This window comes from Collinsella sp. An271 (assembly GCF_002159695.1).
Classification (GTDB): Bacteria; Actinomycetota; Coriobacteriia; order Coriobacteriales; family Coriobacteriaceae; genus Collinsella; species Collinsella ihumii.
The window spans coordinates 271,870-290,032 of sequence record NZ_NFJE01000001.1; the positions used below are offsets into that span (position 1 = coordinate 271,870).

Sequence of the window (18,163 nt, forward strand, 5' to 3'; positions counted from 1 at the left end):
CCGTTACCATTCCGCCGGATTCAAACGTCACGCCATTGTATACCCCGCCGCCAGACTCGACCCGCCACCATAAAATGCATACGCGGTTGGAACGTTTTGGACCGGGGCCGATTTCCCCGTTCCGGCTGGCTACGCCGGCACGGGGAAATCGACCCCGTCCCATGCTGTATCAGGAAAGCAATTGGACAGCGTTTCCTGAGGGGAAATGTTGGCCAACGACGCCGTCCTCCCTTCCGTTGCACCAGAGGACCCCGGATGCCGCCCTCCCAAACGAAAGTGGCTAGAAATTTCTGTTTTGCTGTAAGCTGGCCGCGGCGGAGATGTCCGGATAAGCCGTCTTGACGGTATTGGCCGGTCATGAAGTCGGTTTCCGAACCCTCAAGCCCTCGAAACGGACGCCTTCAGGGAGAAATCGGTGCCGGCGGCGGGCTTCCAACCCATCCGCTCCGATCCGGTAACAGCAAAACAGAAATTTCTAGCCACTTTCCCCGAGAGGGCAACATCGGCGGGAGCCGATAACACAAAACGGCCCGTTATGTGTCATCTCGGAGCCTCTGCGCTTCTCGAACGACGCGGCGGCGCGTTCGCGCGGGCGCGCCGCCGCGTGCAGCGATGGATGAATCAGCGGTTTCCTAGGCGATCTCGATGAAGGCGACGCTTTCCGGCGCCATGGTCAGCGTGGCGTCCTCAAGGCGAGCAGGGTCGCCGTGGGCGTAGAGAAGACGCTGGAACTCGTATGGGCACGGGCAGCTCACGGGACGCATCGCGGGGTTCAAGGCGACGAGCACGCGCTGCTCCCCCTCCCCTCGCACGTACACGAGCGGATATGCGTCCGGCTCGCAATAGACGAACTCGATGGGCGAGCAGGCGCCCAAGGCCGGCGTCGCCAGGCGAAGCTCGATCAGGCGATGGACTTCGCTCCAAAGCGACGTGTCGTCGGCCATCTGGGCCGCCGCCGTGGGCGCATCGGCCTCCCGATCCTGGCGGACGTACAGCCTGTCCGCCGGAGCCGACGAGAACCCGAAGTTCGCGCCGGCGTCCCACTGCATGGGCGAACGGGCGCCGGTGCGCTCGTAGCCGCCCTCGACCGAGGTCACGTCGAGCTGGCGCATCCCGATCTCGTCGCCGTAGTACACAAACGGCGCGCCCGGCATCGACAGCATGAAGGCGAAGTAGATCTTCATCTCCTCGGGGTCGAGATAGCGGCGGAGCCGCTGCATGTCATGGTTGCCCGACGGAATGCACATGAGGCCCCGCCCGGAGGTGCGCTCCATGTTGTCGCGATAGGTAGCCACGAACCGGAAGGCGTCGCCTTTCCCCTCGCGCGAGAAGAACGGATGCTCGCAGCGCATGAGATCCATGTAGTGCGACGTGCCGAACTGGAGCAGGAAGTCCATGTGGAAGCCCGCGCGCAGCGTCTTGTCGGGCTCGCCCCATTCGGAGACCAGGACCGCGTCGGGATAGCGTGCGTCCAGAAAGGCCCGCATATCCTGCCACAGCTTGATGGTCTCCTCCTGGCCCGGATCGTTTTTGACCAGCGATCCGGCCATGTCGACGCGGAACCCGTCGCAGCCGCGATCGAGCCAAAACGCCATGGCGTCCTTCATGGCCTGGCGGGTCGCCAGCGCCTCGGGAGAGTCGACGGCGCTCTGCCAGGCCTCGGTGACCTGGGCGAACCCGTAGTTCAGCGCCGGCTGGAACGCGAAGAAGTTCACGGCGACCGCGCCGTTGCGCTCGGCGATGCCGCGCAGGGCGCCGTTCACGCCCGGCACGTTCGACACGGGCGTCCACACGTCGTCGGTCCACACGTATCGACCGGTGAACTCGTTGTGATCGGCGCGCTGGGACGCCTTGAACCACGGGTGCTCGATGGACGTGTGCCCCGGCACGAGATCCAGCAGGACGTGCATGCCGCGCGCATGGGCCTCGTCGAACAGGCGCACGAGGTCCTCGTTCGTGCCGTAGCGCGGAGCCACCGTAAAGTAGTCGGCCACGTCGTAGCCGGCGTCCCCGAACGGGGAGTCGAAGCACGGGTTCAGCCACAAGGCGTTGCACCCGAGCCGCTTGATGTAGTCGAGCTTTGCGATGATACCCGGGATGTCGCCGATGCCGTCGGCGTTCGTATCGTTGAAGCTCTGCGGATAGATCTCGTAGAACACGCTGGTGTCGAGCCAGTTTGCCATAAGCCTGCCCCCTTATCCGACCGCGAGCCGCGCGCTCGCAGGTATCTCAAGTATAGCGCATACGGCATCTTGTCCGGACATGTTGAGGTAAGCGTTTCGATAGGAGCGACGGGGAGGTGCCGACATGACGACCGATGCCGAACTGCCCCCCGGGAGCGCTTTTCGCGCGCTACGTGGCGCCGCCCGAATCGACGGTACGCATAGGGCACGCCGCCTCGCCGAGAGTACGGCATGGGCACGTTTTTCACCCGGAAGCGTGACTATACCGTTCCGTCGACGAGCCGGCGTGCCCAGAGCGTACCGTCGATCGCCCGCCAGCGCCGATCCACGCGGGCGCTACGAGGCGAAGACGCGCTCGGGACGCACCTGCCGGCGAAGCGCCAGGGATGCGCAGCTGGCAAGTGCGGCGAGGGCCAGCAGCACAACCAGGCAGAGGACCGCCTGCGCGACGCCGCGCACCGACCCGGCAAGAACGCTGCGCAGCGCCTGCGACAGCAGCGGCAGCGGCAAGATGTCTCCCAGAACGGAAAAGACGCCCGTAGACAGCGATGCCGGAAGGATCCCTCCCGCACAGACCGCCTGAACGACGAGCAAGGCGGCGGATACCGGAACGAACCAGCGGCCGCACACCAGCCGCAGCGCCTGCGCGAGCCCGGCGAAGGCCAGGGCGCCCAGCGCCAGCAGGCCGACGAGCCCGGCAGGATTCGACGCCTCGACGCCGGTGACGGCCAGGGCGCCGAAGACGAGCAGCGCCTGGAGAAGGGAGGCCCCCGCGTAGCCCGCACCGCACGCAAGCACGCCGAGGACCGGCCTGCCCGAGGCGGCCGCGCGCACGTCGCTCGCCGGCAGCAGGCAGCCGATGATGATCGAACCGATCCACAGTGCCGCTGCGGCGAGCGCGGGGGCGACCGCCGCCTCGGACGTAACGGGGGCGACGCGGCTCGACGTGAACGAAACGGGGCTCGACGCCACCTCGGCGCGATCCGCCCGCTCCGCGGCGATGCTCCCAAGCGACTCCCCCGCCGCCGCCATGCTGTCCGTGATCTGCCCTGATGCATCCTTCAGCTGGACGGCGCCGTCTCCGAGCTGGCTCGTCGCCGTCGCCATGGCGGATATGCCCTGGCCGAGACCGTCGGTCCCCGCGGCGACTCCCTCGAGCGCGCTCGCGAGCGCCGTGTTGCCGGCGGCGAGCTGCCCCGTCGCCTCGGCAAGCGGCGCCATGGCCTCCCCGAACGCCTGCGCCCCGGTCGCGATACCGGTCACGCCGGCTCCCAAGGCGCCGTCGGAGGACAGCTGGCCCGCTATCGCCGAGATGCCCTGGCCGAGCGACGTCGTCGTCTCCGCAAGGCCGGGGACATGCTCGCCCGAACCGGGAACGTCGGTGCCGGCGAGCGCCGCCTGCGCGGCGCCCATGCTCATGGCGATATCCGATGCCGCGGAGGCTGCCTGGCCCGTCGCCTCGCCCAAGCCCTGGACGGGCTCCGCAACCGCGCCCGCCGTCTGCTCGAGGGCCTGCGACGCCTCATCGAGCGCGGGCTGCGCCTGTGCGACGGCGTCCAGCCCCTCAGATGCGCGGTCGCCCGATTGCGCGAGCTCACCGGCGGAGCTCGCAGCGGCATCCAGCCGCTCCCTCAGCTCCGCGCGGGCGGACGAGAGCTGCTGGAGCTCGTCGTCGAGGGCGGCGAGCTGGGCGGCCCGCTCCTCGGCGGAAAGCTCGCCGTCGGCCGCAAGGGCGTAAAGCTGCTGGGTGATCTCATCGGAGCGCGCGGCGAGCGCGGAGAGCTGCTGAGCAATGCCGGGCGTGGTGGCGTCCTCGGAGGACAGCGTGCCGGACAGCGCATGCGCGCCCTGCGCAAGCGAACCGACCTCCTCGACGGCGGACGTCGCGGCGGAGGCGGCGGACGCGACCGCGTCTGCCGCGCCATCGAGCGACGTCGTCGCACCGGAGAGCGCCTGGGTCAGCGCCAGGCCCTCGGTGGCGATCTGCTTTCCGGCCAGGCCGAGCTCGGATACCGAGTCCATGCCCGAGCCCAGCGTATCGGAGAGGGAGGAGAGGGCGGAGCCGACCTGCTCCACGCCCGAACCCATGGTCTGGGTCGTCTCGGAGATCGTGTCGAGGCCCGACACGAGCGCCTCGGCGCCCTGAGCCAGCGGGGCTGCCGCCTGGTCGCTGATCGCGGTAAGGCCCTGGCCCAAGGCCGCGGCGCCCGACCCCGCGGCTGCGACGCCGTCGGCAATCTGCCCCAGACCGCTGCCGAGCTGGTCTGCACCGGATGCCGTCTGCTCAAGCCCCGACGCGATGGCGTCGGCCCCCTGCTCAAGCGCGTCGTAGCCCGCGTCGAGCATGACGGATCCGTCCGAGGTGAGCGTCAGGCGGGATGCCTGGCTCTGGACGTCGTTGAGAACCGAGAGCAGGTAGTCCTCCCCCAGATCGGAGCGCAGGCGGGCCTGGACCTGCTGGAGCGCCGCAGAGCCCGCGCGCGTCGCCAAGACGTTCTCGCTTCCCGTCGACACGATCTCGACGGTCGCCTTGGTCGGGCTCGAGCCCGAAAGGCTCGCCACGCACTCGGAGTAATCTTCGGGGATCTTGAGCGCGAGCGCATAGGTTCCGTCGGCAAGGCCGTCATCGGCGGCCTGCTCGTCGACGACGCTCCAGGCGAGCGTCGAGGTGTCCTCGAGCTGGTCGACCAGATCCTCGCCGGCGCGCACCATGGCCCCGTCCTCGTTTCGGGCCCCTTCGTCGAGATTCACGACCGCCACCGGCACGCGCTCGGAGTCGCCGAGCGCAGGCGCCAGGGCACAGACGAGCACCGCGGCCGCAAGCGCCGGCGCGATAAGCGCCGCGACCAGCGCGGCGGCGCGATGCGAGCGCAGCTGCGCCCGGGCGGCGGAGACAAACGAATCGATCAGATGGCTCACCGGGCATCTCCCTCTTTCTCGGCCTGAGCCCCTTCAAGCAACGAGGCGGCGCGCTCCAGCCCCTCTTTCGAGGCGATGTCGAGCGCGCAGCGGGAATCGGCGGACAGCGCGGCGCGGAGCTCCTGCGTGGCGACCACGACGCACACGCCGCGATCGCCCGCAACCGACCGAACGCCGTCGACGACCGCGCAGGCGTCGTCGGCCGAGAGCCCCTCCACGAACGCGTCGCCCAGGTCCATCGCGGCCACCTTCACGCCGCCGGCGCACGCAAGGGCGGCAGACAGGCGCGCCCGATACAGCGGGGACAGCTGGGACACCCGCTGGTCGGTGTGCGTGGCGAGATGGTGCATGGCGAGATACTCCAAAGGGGACTCCGAGATGCCGCGCGCCCGCTCGGCGCGCAGCCGCAGCTCGCGCACCACGGCCTCCTCGACCGTCAGCTCCCGATCGATGTCGAACAGGCCACTGAACACGCCGACGCCCGCATACCCGCGCGGCAGGCGCGACCCGCGGGAGATGCGATAACGCGCCCCCGACGAACGGGCGAGCTCGATGCCGCCGACCGACAGGGACCCGGTCGTGGGCATCACGAAGCCGGCGCAGGCCAAGGCGAGATCGCGCGCAGGCGCCCTGTCGCTTGACAGAAGGGCAACGACCTCCCCTTCCCTGCCGACAAACGAGGCGAATTCGAACGAGTGGTAGCCGCGCGCGCCGTAGGTCGCGTCGCGCGCGACGATCACGGGCCCGCCGGGCTCGGCAGCGGGCTCAGTGGGCGCGCCCGGCGCGACGAGCCCGGAATCCTGAGAAGCGCTCAATGGCGAAGCTGGAAGCACGCGTCCTCCTATGAATCTGTTCTGCAAGCGTCCACCGGGACGCAACGATGTTTATTTTCACTTCTATACCCGCAAACGAACGCGGCAACCGTAAACCTTGCTCCCGCTTGCCATATAATGCAGCACGTTACCGAGAATCCCTACCACAAGGAGCACATCCATGAGCTCAAACGTCCGCGTGCGCTTCGCGCCCTCGCCCACCGGCAAGCTGCATATCGGCGGCGCCCGCACGGCAATCTACAACTGGGCGTTCGCGCGCGCCAACGGGGGCACGTTCATCCTCCGCATCGACGACACCGATCCCACCCGCTCCACCGCGGAGAACACGCAGGTCATCCTGCGCGCCATGCGCTGGCTCGGGCTCGATTGGGACGAGGGCCCCGAGGTCGGCGGCGACTTCGGGCCGTACGCCCAGACCGAGCGCCTCGACCTGTACCGCGAGGCGGCAGAGCGTCTGCTCGCCGAGGGCAAGGCGTACCCCTGTTTCTGCACGCCCGAGCAGCTCGAAGCCGATCGCAAGGCCGCCCAGGAGCGCAAGGACCCCTTCCAGGGCTACCAGCGCCGCTGCCGCAACATCCCCGCCAACGAGGCCCGCGCGCGCATGGAGGCGGGCGAGCCCTACACGCTGCGCATCAAGGTTCCCGAGGACCGCGGCGACGTCGTCATCAACGACGCCGTCCACGGAAAGGTCGTCTTCGACGCCAAGGAGCTGGATGACTTCGTGATCTTCCGCTCCGACGGAACGCCGACCTACAACTTCGCCACCGTCGTCGACGACGCGCTCATGGGCATCACCCATGTCATCCGCGGCGACGACCACCTCTCCAACACCCCGCGCCAGGTGATGGTCTACGAGGCGCTCGGCGCCCCCGTGCCCACGTTCGCCCACATCTCCATGATTCTGGGCGCCGACGGCAAGAAGCTCTCCAAGCGCCACGGCGCGACGTCGGTCGAGGAGTACCGCGACGCCGGCTACCTGTCCGACGCGTTCGTCAACTATCTCGCCCTGCTCGGCTGGTCGCTCGATGGCGAGACCACCGTCATCCCGCGCGACGTGCTCGCCCGCGAGTTCTCGCTCGAGCGTATCTCCAAGAACCCCGCGACGTTCGACCCCAAGAAGCTCGATTGGATGAACGCCGAGTACATCAACGCCATGGACGACGCCTCGTTCATCGACCAGATCCTGCTGCCCCAGCTTGAGGCCGCCGGCAAGCCCGCCTCGCGCGCCGCGCACCCCGATGCCTGGTGGAACCTGCTGGCCGGCATCGTTCGCCCGCGCACCAAGATGCCCGCGGACTCCGTCGAGGTGTCCGCGCCGGTCTTTGCGACCGCCAAGACCCTCGTCTACGACGAGAAGTCGGTCAACAAGGGCCTCGCCAAGGAGGGCATGGGCCGCATCCTCGACGCGGCGCGCGTCGCCCTCGGCACGCTTGCCGCAGACGATTGGACCGCGGAGAACATCGATGCCGCGCTCGAGCCGCTGCCCGAGGCGCTCGACCTCAAGAAGCGCATCGTGTTCCAGGCCGTCCGCGTCGCCGAGTGCGGCAACATGGTGAGCCCGCCGCTCGGCGAGACCATGCAGCTCATCGGCCGCGACGACTGCATGGCGCGCATCGACCGCGCAAAGGGCATGGCGCTATAAGTTGCGCCGCCGAGCCGCCGGCCCGGAGTTTTAGGGACAGTCCCTTTTGGTTCATGAGGGTGCGCTTGCGCCCTCATGAACCAAAAGGGACTGTCCCTAAAACTCCGGGCCGGCGCTACGACTCGGTACCCGACGACGTCGACACGACGTCGCCCTGCCGTATCGCGACGCACGTCTCGATGGCGATCGTCAGCGCCTCCACCATCATGTCGACGGGCATGCTCGGAAAATCGCCTCCGCTCCGCTCCACCTGCTCGGGGGCAAAAGGGACGTGGATAAACCCGGCGCGCATCCGCGGATACGCCGTGGCCGCGGCGTGAAGCGCCGTGTAGAGCACCTCGTGCAGCAAAAGGTCCCCGCGGAGTACGACACGGACGCGGGCACGCCCCTCTCGCGCATGCGTGCGACCATGGCGTGCACCGGCAGGGTCGTGAAGTATGCCGCCGGCCCGCCCTCGACGACCGGGATCCCCGCGGGTCGCGCGCGCTCGTTGTCCGGGATCCTCGCAAGCATGTAGTTGATGCCCACGAACTCGGGCGTCACCTGCGCACGGCCGCCCGCCTGGCCCACGCACAGGCACACGTCGGGATCGTACCGCCCGATCTCTTGGACCAGGACCTCCCTGTCCCGACCGAACGCGACGGGCAGCGTCACGCGTGAGATGTCGGCTCCCTCCACGTGCGACGGAAGGCGACCGACCGCCTCCTGCGCGGGATTCATCGTCTGGCCGCCGAACGGCTCGAACGCCGTCACCAAGATCTTCATCTTCCATCACCTCTCCTTCTGACAGTATGGGAACGGAACGCCCGTTTTCAAAGCGTTCGATAAGGGAATTATTAGGGCTTTGAAAAAACTTCGCGCATTATCTCCGCTCCATGAAAACTTCTATTCACTTACGGCAGCCGAGGCGGGACAATAGGGCGATGATTACGAACGATAACCGTTAACCGTGGGAGCGATCATGGCATCCAAACCTCAGACCCTGGCAACCACATCGGCGTTCGAGATTCTCGGCCCCATCATGGTGGGGCCGTCCTCCTCGCATACCGCAGGTGCGTTGCGCTGCGGAAACGTCGCCTCGTCTCTTCTTGAGGGCACGATCCGGCGCGTCCGGTTCACGCTGTGGAACAGCTTTGCCCACACCTACCGCGGCCACGGAACCGATCGCGCCCTCGTGGCCGGCATCCTCGGCCTCTCCTGCGACGACGAGCGCATCCGCAACGCGTTCCAGCTCGCCGACGAGCGCAACCTCGCCTACGAGTTCGTGGTCGGCGGGGACGATTCGAGCCTGCATCCCAACACCGTCGACATCGACATGTGGGACGACCGCGGCACCCATGTCACCGTGCGCGGCGAGAGCCTCGGTGGCGGCCGCATGCGCATCACCCGCATCAACGGCGTGGGCGTCGACATCTCGGGCGCGTACAGCACGCTGTTCGTCGCCCATCGCGACGTCCCCGGAGCCCTTGCAGCCCTGACGAGCCTGCTTGCCGACGCGCAGGTCAACATCGCGTTCTGCCGCACCTACCGCACCGAGGCAGGCGGGAAGGCCTACTCGGTCTTCGAGACCGATGGCGCGCCGGGAGAAGGGGTCCTGCCGCGCGTGCGCGAACTCGACGCCGTCAACTACGCGACCTTCATCGAGCTTCCCGGATCCGCCTCCGCGCTCGCCCCCGGCGTCTCCACACCCGAGCTGTTCGACGACGGCGAGCAGTTGCTCGCGGCGTGCAAGGAGATGAGCATGAACATCGGCGCGGTCATGGCCGTGCGCGAGGCGAACCTGATCGGCGAGGACCGTGCGGTCGCCTCGATGCGCCGCGTGCTCGCCATCATGCGCGAGGAGACGACCGCGCCGATCCGCCGGCCCCAGCGCTCCTTGGGCGGCTTCATCGGCGGCGAGGCGCACAACGTCGCCTTAAACGGCGTCGGCCGCCTGTCTTCCGCGCTCATGGGCGAGGTGCAGACCATGGCGGTGGCGCGCGCGATGGCCGTGCTCGAGCGCAGCGCGTCCATGGGCGTCATCGTCGCCGCCCCGACCGCGGGCTCGGCGGGCGTCGTCCCCGGCTGCGTGCTGGCCGCCGCGGAGCACCTCGGTCTCGACGACAACCAGATCATGGATGCGCTGTTCTGCGCCGCCGCCATCGGGCTCAACCTTTCGACCGCCGCGTGCGTGGCCGGCGCGGAGGGCGGATGCCAGGCGGAGGTCGGAAGCGCTGCGGCCATGGCGGCCGCGGCCCTCGTCCAGATGCTCGGCGGCTCCCCCACCTGCGCGCTCGATGCGGCGTCCATCGCCTTGTCCAACCTGCTCGGCCTGGTGTGCGACCCGGTCGGAGGCCTCGTCGAGGTCCCCTGCCAGAACCGCAACGCCATCGGCGTCGCCGCCGCGTTCTCGGCTGCCCAGCTCGCGCTGTCCGGCATCAGAAGCTTCGTACCCTTCGACGAGATGACGAAGGTCATGCTCGCCGTGGGCCACGCACTTCCCGCAAGCCTGCGCGAGACCGCCAAGGGCGGCATCGCCGTCGCCCCGAGCGCGCTCGAAGCCTGCCGCAGGTGCGGCATCTGCGGATAGGATCCCTGAAGACCGGCCGCTCGCGCTCAGCCGTCTTGCCCTACACCCCCTCGAACATGACGGAGACAGGGGATCAATGACACAAAATGGGCGAAATGGCACGCTATAAGGGGTTTATAAGGGCGCTTAGCGTGCCAAACTGCCCATTTTGTGTCGCCGTCAGCGCCCAGGCCTGTTTCCACAGCGTTGCGGGGCTCCGCCACCGAGCAAGACCCCGCAAAATCACCCTTGAGACGTGCTCGCGTCTATCCAAAGTGCGGTATGAATGCGTGCTCTTGATGGGAATGGTTTCAATTCGAGATGAAACACCCACGGGGCGCAACCATATGTCCCCGCGGGCAGGTATAATCCAGCCGAACGTTACGCGCGGTACAAGCCGCAGCTTATCATAGGTAAAGGATTTGAACGAAGCATGGCTTTCAATGAAGATGGCATGGATCGTCTGACCCCCGTGGACCCCTCGCAGATGCCCGGACGCGCGTCCCGGCAGACATCCCATCAGCATGTGGCAGGGCGCCCCTCGGTGCCCTCCAACCCCCAGGATCCCGACAGCACCGTCTACTTTGATGCTGCTCAGGCCGCGAGCGCGGGCGCGCGCACGGCGCCTCGCACCTACGGCGCCGCCCTGCGCGCAGAGCAGCTTCAGGCTCAAGGTATCCCCTCGCCCGCAACCTCCCCCGCAGCGGAGGCGGAGCCCGAGTTCACCCCCATCGCGACGCAGGCGGATCGCGAGCAGTCCGTCCCCGCGGCGGAGCAGGCGCCGTACGCGACGGGCGCCTACGATTTCTCGCAGCTCGACGCGGGCGGACACGGCGGCCCCAAGCGCCATCGCGGCGTGAAGATCGCACTCGGCGTCATGGCGGGCCTTCTCGTCGCCGCATACGCCGGCGGCGCGTTCGCGTTCTCCCACCTGTATTATCCCGGGACGCAGATCGCGGGCATCGACGTCTCCTTCATGACGGCCGATGACGCCGCCGAGCATATCGCGGGCTCCGTGCAGGACTACCAGCTCCACGTCTCCGGCGTCGGTCTCGACTGGACCTACACGCCTGCGGAGGGGTCATTTTCGGTCGACGCGCAGGCGGAGGCTGAGGCGGTCCTGTCCGGCAACGAACCGCTCCTTTGGCCCTATCGCCTGGTGACCGGCCTTATCGCCGAGCGCGAGGGCACCGTCGACCCCAACCAGACCGTACCGGACGTCGCGGTCACCTACGATGAGGAGGACTTCACCGCCCAGCTCGGCGCCGCCATCGACGAGGTCAACGCCACGCGCCCCGGAACGTTCGACGCCGCAGGCGCCTACGACGAGGCCGCTGGCGCGTTCACCGTGGCCAAGGCGCGCTCGAGCCAGCGAATCAACCGCGACGCGATCATCGCCGCCGCCAAGGAGGCGATCGCGCGCGCGGACCGAGAGCTCGCCCTCGACGACAGCATGTACGAGGAGTTCGCCAGCGGCGCCACCGACGAGCAGCTCCAGGCCGCCTGCGACGCCGCCAACGAGATCATCGGCGTCGACGTGACGCTCAAGCTCGGCGACAAGGACGTGGCGACGCTCGACGGCGCGACCATGACGCAATGGATCACCTTCGACGAGAACCTCAACCCGGTCCTCAACGAGTCCGGCCTGACCGACTGGATCCGCAACCTCGCCTCGACGCAGCTCGACACCGTCGGCACCGAACGCACCTACACGCGCCCGGACGGCAAGCAGGTCACGATCTCGGGCGGAACCTACGGCTGGGTGAGCGACGAGGCGACCCTCGCGCAGCTCATCCAGGACGCCGTGGCCAACAAGCAGACCGGGGAGATCCAGATCCCGACGAAGCAGACGGCGGCCCAGTACAACGGCATGGGCGGTCGCGACTGGGGCGCCTACGTCGATATCGACATCACGGAGCAGCGCGTGCGCTACTACGATGCCAACGACCAGCTGGTATGGGAGTCGGGCTGCATCACCGGCAATCCGAACACCGGCCACGACACCCCGACCGGCATCTACTTCATCAACAACAAGGAGCAAAACGTCCAACTCACCGGCGCGAAAGACCCCGAGACGGGCGAGCCGGAGTACATCAGCTACGTCGACTACTGGATGAGCTTCATCGGCGGCGCCGTGGGACTGCACGATGCCGACTGGCAGGCGTCGTCGAGCTTCAACGACCCCACCGCCTACACGTGGACCGGAAGCCACGGATGCGTGAACCTGCCTCCGGACAAGGCTGCCGAGCTCTTCAACATCGTGCAGCTCAACGACTGCGTGATCGTCCACATGTAGCGGGTCCCCAGAACCGATCTTCTTCAAGGCCGCTCCCCCGGGGCGGCCTTCTTCATGGCCCGGCGAAGACCCTTGCCGAATGGTCCGATTGGCCCGCATCCGGCATTCAGGTACTATGACCGAAGGCGACCGATCATCGCCCCCTCGTTTCACGCATCGAGAAAGGCACGCCATGCCAGCTCATATCCTGCTTGTGGAAGATGACCCGCTCATCGTGGAATCGCTGTCGGAGCTGCTCACGCGCGAAGGGTACGCCGTGGACGCCGTCGATTCGCAGGACCGGGCGATTCGCGCGGCCATCGATCCCGCGAGCCCGCAGGCGGCCGTGCAGCTCGTGCTGCTCGACATCACGCTGGCGCAGGGCAACGGGTTGGCCGTCTGCGGTGCCATCAAGCAGGCGAGGCCCGAGCTTCCCGTCATCTTCTTGACCGCTTCGGACGACGAGTTCACCACGGTGACGGGGCTGACCATGGGCGCCGACGACTACATCGCCAAGCCGTTTCGCCCGCGCGAGCTCCTCGCGCGCATCGCCGCGGCGCTGCGCCGGACGCAACCCGCGCGCCACATCGTTCACCTGGGACCGATCGCCATCGACACCGACCGGGCGCGCGTGGAGCGCGACGGCACGGAAGTGGTCCTCTCCGCGATGGAGTACCGGCTGCTCCTGCTCTTCGCGACGAATCCGGACAAGCTCATCACCCGCGAGGCGATACGCGATGCGCTCTGGAACGACGCAGGGACCTATATCGAGGAGAACACGCTCACGGTGTATATCAACCGCCTGCGCAACAAGATCGAGTCCGACCCGACGTCGCCGAGGCTCATCCAAACCGTTCGCGGGCTCGGCTACAAGGCGCAAGGTTAGCGAGGTCCCATGCTGTCACGAAACCGCGAGCTCGCCCTCCTTCTCACCGCCTTCGTTCTCGCCTCGTGCATCTGCATCGCGGCGGCGAGCCTTGCGGCGGGCTCTCAGGCGGCGATCTGCGTGCTCGCATGCGCCGTGGTCCTCGGAGTCGTGGTCGGCGTGTCCACGCGGACGCGCTACCGGGCGATCGGCAGGCTCTCCCATGAGCTCGACCAGTGCCTTAACGGCACCCGTCGCCTCAATCTGGCGCAGGCGCGCGAGGGGGAGCTCGCCATACTCTCGAACGAGATCGACAAGGTGTTCCAACGGCTCGCAATCACGACCGAGCAGCTCGAAGCGGAGCGCACGCTGCTGTCCGATTCGCTTGCGGACATCTCCCATCAGCTCAAGACGCCGCTGACGTCGCTCTCCATCATGACGGACCTCGTGCACGCCCGAATCGTGGAGGACGGCACGCATCTCACCGAGAAGGACGTGGCCGAACTCGCCGAGAAGCTGCGCGCGATCGAGGGGCTCCAGGAACGCGTGTCGTGGCTCGTGTCCGCCCTGCTCAAACTCGCTCGGATGGATGCGGGGACCATCGCGCTGGCGCATGCGACCGTTCGCGCGGGCGATGTGGTGAAGGGGGCCATAGCCCCGCTCGCCATCCCCTTCGACCTGGCCGACGTCGCCCTCATCACCCGCATCGACGATAAGGCGAGCTTTACGGGAGACCTCTCGTGGAGCATCGAGGCGCTCCAGAACGTGCTCAAGAACAGCCTGGAGCACACGCCCGCAGGCGGCACGGTGACCATCGACGTCGTCGAGGACCCCCTCGCCTGCCGCCTCATCATCACCGACACGGGCCCGGGGATCGACGAGGAGGACCTGCCCCACATCTTTGAGCGCTTCTATCGCGGGAGCGCGAAGCACGCGGAGAGTGCCGAGGTCAATCCCGCCGGCGTCGGCATCGGCCTCGCCCTCGCGCGAAGCCTCGTCGTCGCGCAAGACGGCAGGATCCGGGCGCGCAACGTGCGCGACGCCGACGGCATCGTCACCGGAGCGCAGTTCGAGATCGCGTTCTTCAAGGCCACCGTCTGACGAATGCCCGCGGGGGCGCCCCCTCCCTGTGCAAATCGGGGGACGTACCTTCCGCGTGCATAATTGCACGCGGAAGGTACGTCCCCCGATTTGCATGTGACAGATGTGTCACCTCGTGGTCATGTGGGGGAAAGGTCGCGCATCCAGAATCAAGGTGAACGTAACGGCGACGAAAGGAACATCATGAACATCCTTTCAATCGAACATCTCACCAAGGTGTACGGAAGCGGCGACACGGCGGTCCGCGCGCTCGACGACGTCAGCTTCACCGTCGAGGCGGGCGAATTCATCGCCATCATCGGCAGCTCGGGATCGGGCAAATCGACCCTCCTCCATCTGATCGGCGGCGTCGACCGGCCGACGTCGGGCACCGTGAAGCTCCAGGGGCAGGACATCTTCGCGCGAACCGACGAGCAGCTCGCGATCTTCCGTCGCCGCGAGGTTGGCCTCGTCTACCAGTTCTACAACCTCATCCCCGTGCTCGACGTCGTGGAGAACATGACGCTGCCCGTCCTCATGGACGGCCGCACGGTGAACGAACAGCGCCTGCAGATGCTCCTGCGCGCCCTCAAGCTCACCGGGCGCGAGCACTATCTGCCCAACCAGCTCTCCGGCGGCCAGCAGCAGCGCGTGGCCATCGGGCGCGCCCTCATGAACTCGCCGGCGGTCCTGCTCGCCGACGAGCCCACCGGCAACCTGGATTCCAAGAACTCCGCGGAGATCATGAAGCTCCTGCGCGACTCGAACCGCCAGCTCAAGCAGACGCTCATCGTCATCACGCACGACGAGGACATCGCCCTCATGGCAGATCGCGTGATCGCCATCGAGGACGGCCGGCTCGTGCGCGACGAGCGCCGCGGTTAGCCCGCGCGTCGCAGGAGGACCACCATGAACATCTTCACCCGCTTCTCCCTGCGGTCGCTTTTTGGCAACCGCGCCCGCACCATCGTCTCGATTATCGGCATCGCGCTGTCCTGCGCGCTCGTCTGCGCCGTGCTCACGAGCGTCGTGAGCATGTCGAACATGCTCTACGAGCGCACGGCGGCCGACGAGGGCTCCTGGCAGGTCGAGGCCGCGAACGTCCCCGCCGACGCCCACCGGGCGCTCGAGGGCGATGGGCGCGTCGCCGCGCGGCTGGACGTCGCCGAGCTCGGCGCGATCCAGATGGGCGACGACAACGCAGCCGACTACGGCAGCTACCTGTTCGCCAAGACCTGGCCCGTGAACCCCGAAGGCGAGCGCCTGGTCACCGGTCCCGAGATCACCGCCGGCCGCGCGCCCGAGGCCCCCGGGGAGATCGCCCTGCCCCACTATCTGGAGGGCGTGGAGCTCGCGCCCTGCGGGCTTTCCGTGCAGGGCGCCGACGACGCGTCCGCCATCGAGCTCGGCAGCACCGTCACGGCCGAGCTCGGCGAGCGCACGCTGCGCTATCTGGAGGACGACAGCGGCCTGACGGCAGCCGGCACCTCGCTTCGGGGCACCTACTTTGCGGATGACACGGTCGAGGAGACCTTCGACGCGGATCTCGGCCAGGTCAGCGGCACCGTGGTGGGCTTCTACCGCAGCTACGGCTTCTCGTCCACCCGCGCCCTGCAGGGCAACAGCGTCTACGTCTACCCCTCGGGCAACGAGGTCGAGGGCGCTCTCGCCGACGCATCGGACGCCACCTGCGTCTACTCGATCTTGACCACGCACGACCCGCAGGACGCCTTGTCGATCGCCGACGAGCTCTCCGCCGACATCGACCCTCAGGAGGGCGGCGTCGCCACCCACACGAGCTTGCTGCGCTGGCAGGGCGTCACCGGGAGCTCCGAGGTGTGGAACACGCTCTACATGATCGCCGGCGTGCTCGCCGTCGTCATCGCCGTGGCCGGCGTCTCGCTCGTGTACAACTCCTTCGCCATCTCGGTTGCCGAGCGCACGCGCCAGTTCGGGCTGCTGGCCTCCCTGGGAGCCAGCGAGCGCCAGCTCCGCCGCACCGTGCTCACCGAGGCGCTGCTGCTCTCCGCGGTCGGTATCCCCATCGGCCTCGTGCTCGGTCTTGTCGGCTGCCTCGCCGTGTTCCAGCTCACCGGAAGCGGCCTTGCCGCCATGTTCGACGTGGACGCCTACGGCATCCAGGTGAGCGTGACCGTGAGCCCCGCCGTGCTCGGCATCTCCGCCGGCGTGGCGCTCGCGACCGTGCTCGTGAGCGCATGGATCCCTGCCCTGCGCGCCTCCCGCGTCTCGGCGGTGGACGCCATCCGCCAGACCCGTGACATCCACCTCACCCGCCGCGCGCGGCGCGCGCTCGCCCGTGCAGGAAAGAGCACGGCGGACGGCGGCACCGTCCGCCTCCGCGGCCTTTCCGCGCGCCTCTTCGGCATCCCCGGGTTCATCGCCCACCGCAACCTGACGCGCGCCACGAGCAAGGGCAGGGTCACGGTCGCCGCACTCGCCGTCTCGGTCGCCCTGCTCATCATCTCGGGTGTCATCGGCAGCGTCATGGACTACGCGAGCGGCACCGCGATCGACGCGGCGGACGGCACGGACCTGCAGGTGCGCATCGACGCCACGACGGCCGAGGGCAGCACGGGCACCATCGTGCGCGAGGACGGGAAGGTCGACAACGTCGCGCTGGCAGACGCGCTCGCACGCCTCTACGACGCCGCCGACGGCCTCGAGGGCACCACGCGCGCGGGCTACCATGCGAGCTACGTCGCCGACACCATCGTCCCCGCCTCCATGGTGTCCGACGGCTCCGATCACTTCTTCGGCACCCTGCTTGCCGACGGCTCGTGGTCTGGACCCATCTACGTCGACTTCATCGACACCGCGAGCTGGGAGACCTACGTCGACGGTCTCGGGCTGTCCCGCGAGGAGTTCTGCGACCCCGCGCGCCCGCAGGCGATCGCCCTGAACGAGTACACCTTGAACGAGGGCGGCACGTACGGGTACTACAGCCCGCTGTCGGGCACCGGCACCGTGGAGACCGTGTCGTTCGCGCCCCTTGAGGGCATGTACGTCGGGGGCGTGGTATCCGATACGAACGGCCAGCCGAGCGTCTGGTACAACGCGCCCGACGGGTCCGAGCGCTTCGTCCCGCTCGACGAGGGCATCACCGCGCGCAAGGAGATCATCGTTGGAGCGCTCGCCGACACCGCGCCCACGGGCATCTCCACGCGTTCGGGCACCCTGCACATCCTGTTGCCCGTCAGCGCCATGGCCGCGAACGAGACGCTGGGCTTCGCCGACGCCCAGATGAACTTCGATGCGGGCGGGTCGGCCGAGACCGCGGCGAACGCGCAGGACGCCCTCGAGCTCGTCGCCACCGACTTCCCCGAGCTCGATTGCACCTACACGAACTACGCCGACACCAAGATGCAGAACCGCATGATGTCCGATACGGTCCAGACGTTCATCTACTGCTTCACCGTCATCTGCGGCCTGATCGCCGTGGCGAACGTCTTCAACACGCTCACGAACTCGCTCATCCTGCGCCGTCGCGAGTTCGCGGTGCTCAAGAGCATCGGGATGGGCGAGTCGGCCTTCCGGCGCATGATCGCCTACGAGTGCGCGAGCTACGCGCTGCGCGGCTTTGCGATCGGCCTTGCGCTCGCAGCCATCGCGGCTGCCTTTTTGACCCAGGCGATGACGTACTCGTTCACCACCTTCACCCTGGAGCCCCCGATCGCCGAGGCCGCTGCCGCCGCCGGCATCGTGCTCGCAGTCATCGTGGTGAGCGCGACCTACGCGCTGCGGCGAACCCATGCCGCCAACGTGGTGGAAGCCCTGCGCGACGACGCGATCTAGAAGAA

General features: G+C 67.9%; 10 protein-coding genes and 2 pseudogenes. 7 read left to right on the top strand and 5 right to left on the bottom strand.

The genetic code is table 11. From position 1 onward, the window contains the following. Positions 1-632 precede the first annotated feature (632 nt). The 3 genes from B5F74_RS01175 to B5F74_RS01185 all read right to left on the bottom strand — a co-directional run bounded on the left by B5F74_RS01175 (position 633) and on the right by B5F74_RS01185 (position 5,935). Positions 633-2,183, bottom strand: coding sequence for an alpha-amylase family glycosyl hydrolase (locus B5F74_RS01175; protein WP_087199312.1), 1,551 nt, complete (start codon positions 2,181-2,183; stop codon positions 633-635). Between the two features lie 336 nt (positions 2,184-2,519). Continuing rightward, positions 2,520-5,102: a YhgE/Pip family protein gene (locus B5F74_RS01180; protein ID WP_087199313.1), complete on the bottom strand. Its 2,583-nt coding sequence runs from the start codon at positions 5,100-5,102 to the stop codon at positions 2,520-2,522. Next, on the bottom strand, positions 5,099-5,935 hold the full coding sequence (locus B5F74_RS01185; RefSeq protein WP_143753719.1) for a hypothetical protein: 837 nt from the start codon (positions 5,933-5,935) through the stop codon (positions 5,099-5,101). The genes B5F74_RS01180 and B5F74_RS01185 overlap by 4 nt, the downstream gene beginning before the upstream one ends. A 160-nt stretch (positions 5,936-6,095) precedes the next feature. Here B5F74_RS01185 and gltX point away from each other — a divergent pair, with 160 nt between their 5' ends. Further along, positions 6,096-7,577 carry a glutamate--tRNA ligase gene (gene gltX, locus B5F74_RS01190; RefSeq protein WP_087199316.1) on the top strand — a complete coding sequence of 494 codons (1,482 nt, stop codon included), beginning with the start codon at positions 6,096-6,098 and terminating at the stop codon, positions 7,575-7,577. A 226-nt stretch (positions 7,578-7,803) separates the two neighbouring features. Here gltX and B5F74_RS12565 read toward each other — a convergent pair. Both B5F74_RS12565 and B5F74_RS12570 read right to left on the bottom strand, forming a co-directional pair. Next, positions 7,804-7,869: pseudogene (locus B5F74_RS12565) on the bottom strand (hypothetical protein); the annotation flags it as partial. A gap of 107 nt (positions 7,870-7,976) precedes the next feature. Next, positions 7,977-8,342, bottom strand: a pseudogene (locus tag B5F74_RS12570) (pyroglutamyl-peptidase I); the annotation flags it as partial. 196 nt (positions 8,343-8,538) lie between these two features. Here B5F74_RS12570 and sdaAB point away from each other — a divergent pair. From sdaAB to B5F74_RS01225, 6 genes are all read left to right on the top strand, one after another. Continuing rightward, a complete protein-coding gene (gene sdaAB / locus B5F74_RS01200; RefSeq protein WP_066832508.1) occupies positions 8,539-10,146 on the top strand; it encodes an L-serine ammonia-lyase, iron-sulfur-dependent subunit beta in 1,608 nt (535 codons plus the stop codon). A gap of 433 nt (positions 10,147-10,579) precedes the next feature. After that, positions 10,580-12,421, top strand: coding sequence for a L,D-transpeptidase family protein (locus tag B5F74_RS01205; RefSeq protein WP_158095652.1), 1,842 nt, complete (start codon positions 10,580-10,582; stop codon positions 12,419-12,421). A gap of 172 nt (positions 12,422-12,593) precedes the next feature. Then, entirely contained in the window at positions 12,594-13,286 is a 693-nt protein-coding gene (locus B5F74_RS01210; protein ID WP_087199319.1) for a response regulator transcription factor, read from the top strand. 9 nt (positions 13,287-13,295) lie between these two features. Continuing rightward, entirely contained in the window at positions 13,296-14,366 is a 1,071-nt protein-coding gene (locus B5F74_RS01215) for a HAMP domain-containing sensor histidine kinase (RefSeq protein ID WP_087199321.1), read from the top strand. A 183-nt stretch (positions 14,367-14,549) separates the two neighbouring features. Then, positions 14,550-15,230: an ABC transporter ATP-binding protein gene (locus B5F74_RS01220; protein ID WP_087199323.1), complete on the top strand. Its 681-nt coding sequence runs from the start codon at positions 14,550-14,552 to the stop codon at positions 15,228-15,230. A 24-nt stretch (positions 15,231-15,254) separates the two neighbouring features. Continuing rightward, positions 15,255-18,158, top strand: coding sequence for an ABC transporter permease (locus B5F74_RS01225; protein ID WP_087199324.1), 2,904 nt, complete (start codon positions 15,255-15,257; stop codon positions 18,156-18,158). The last annotated feature ends 5 nt before the right edge of the window (positions 18,159-18,163 follow it).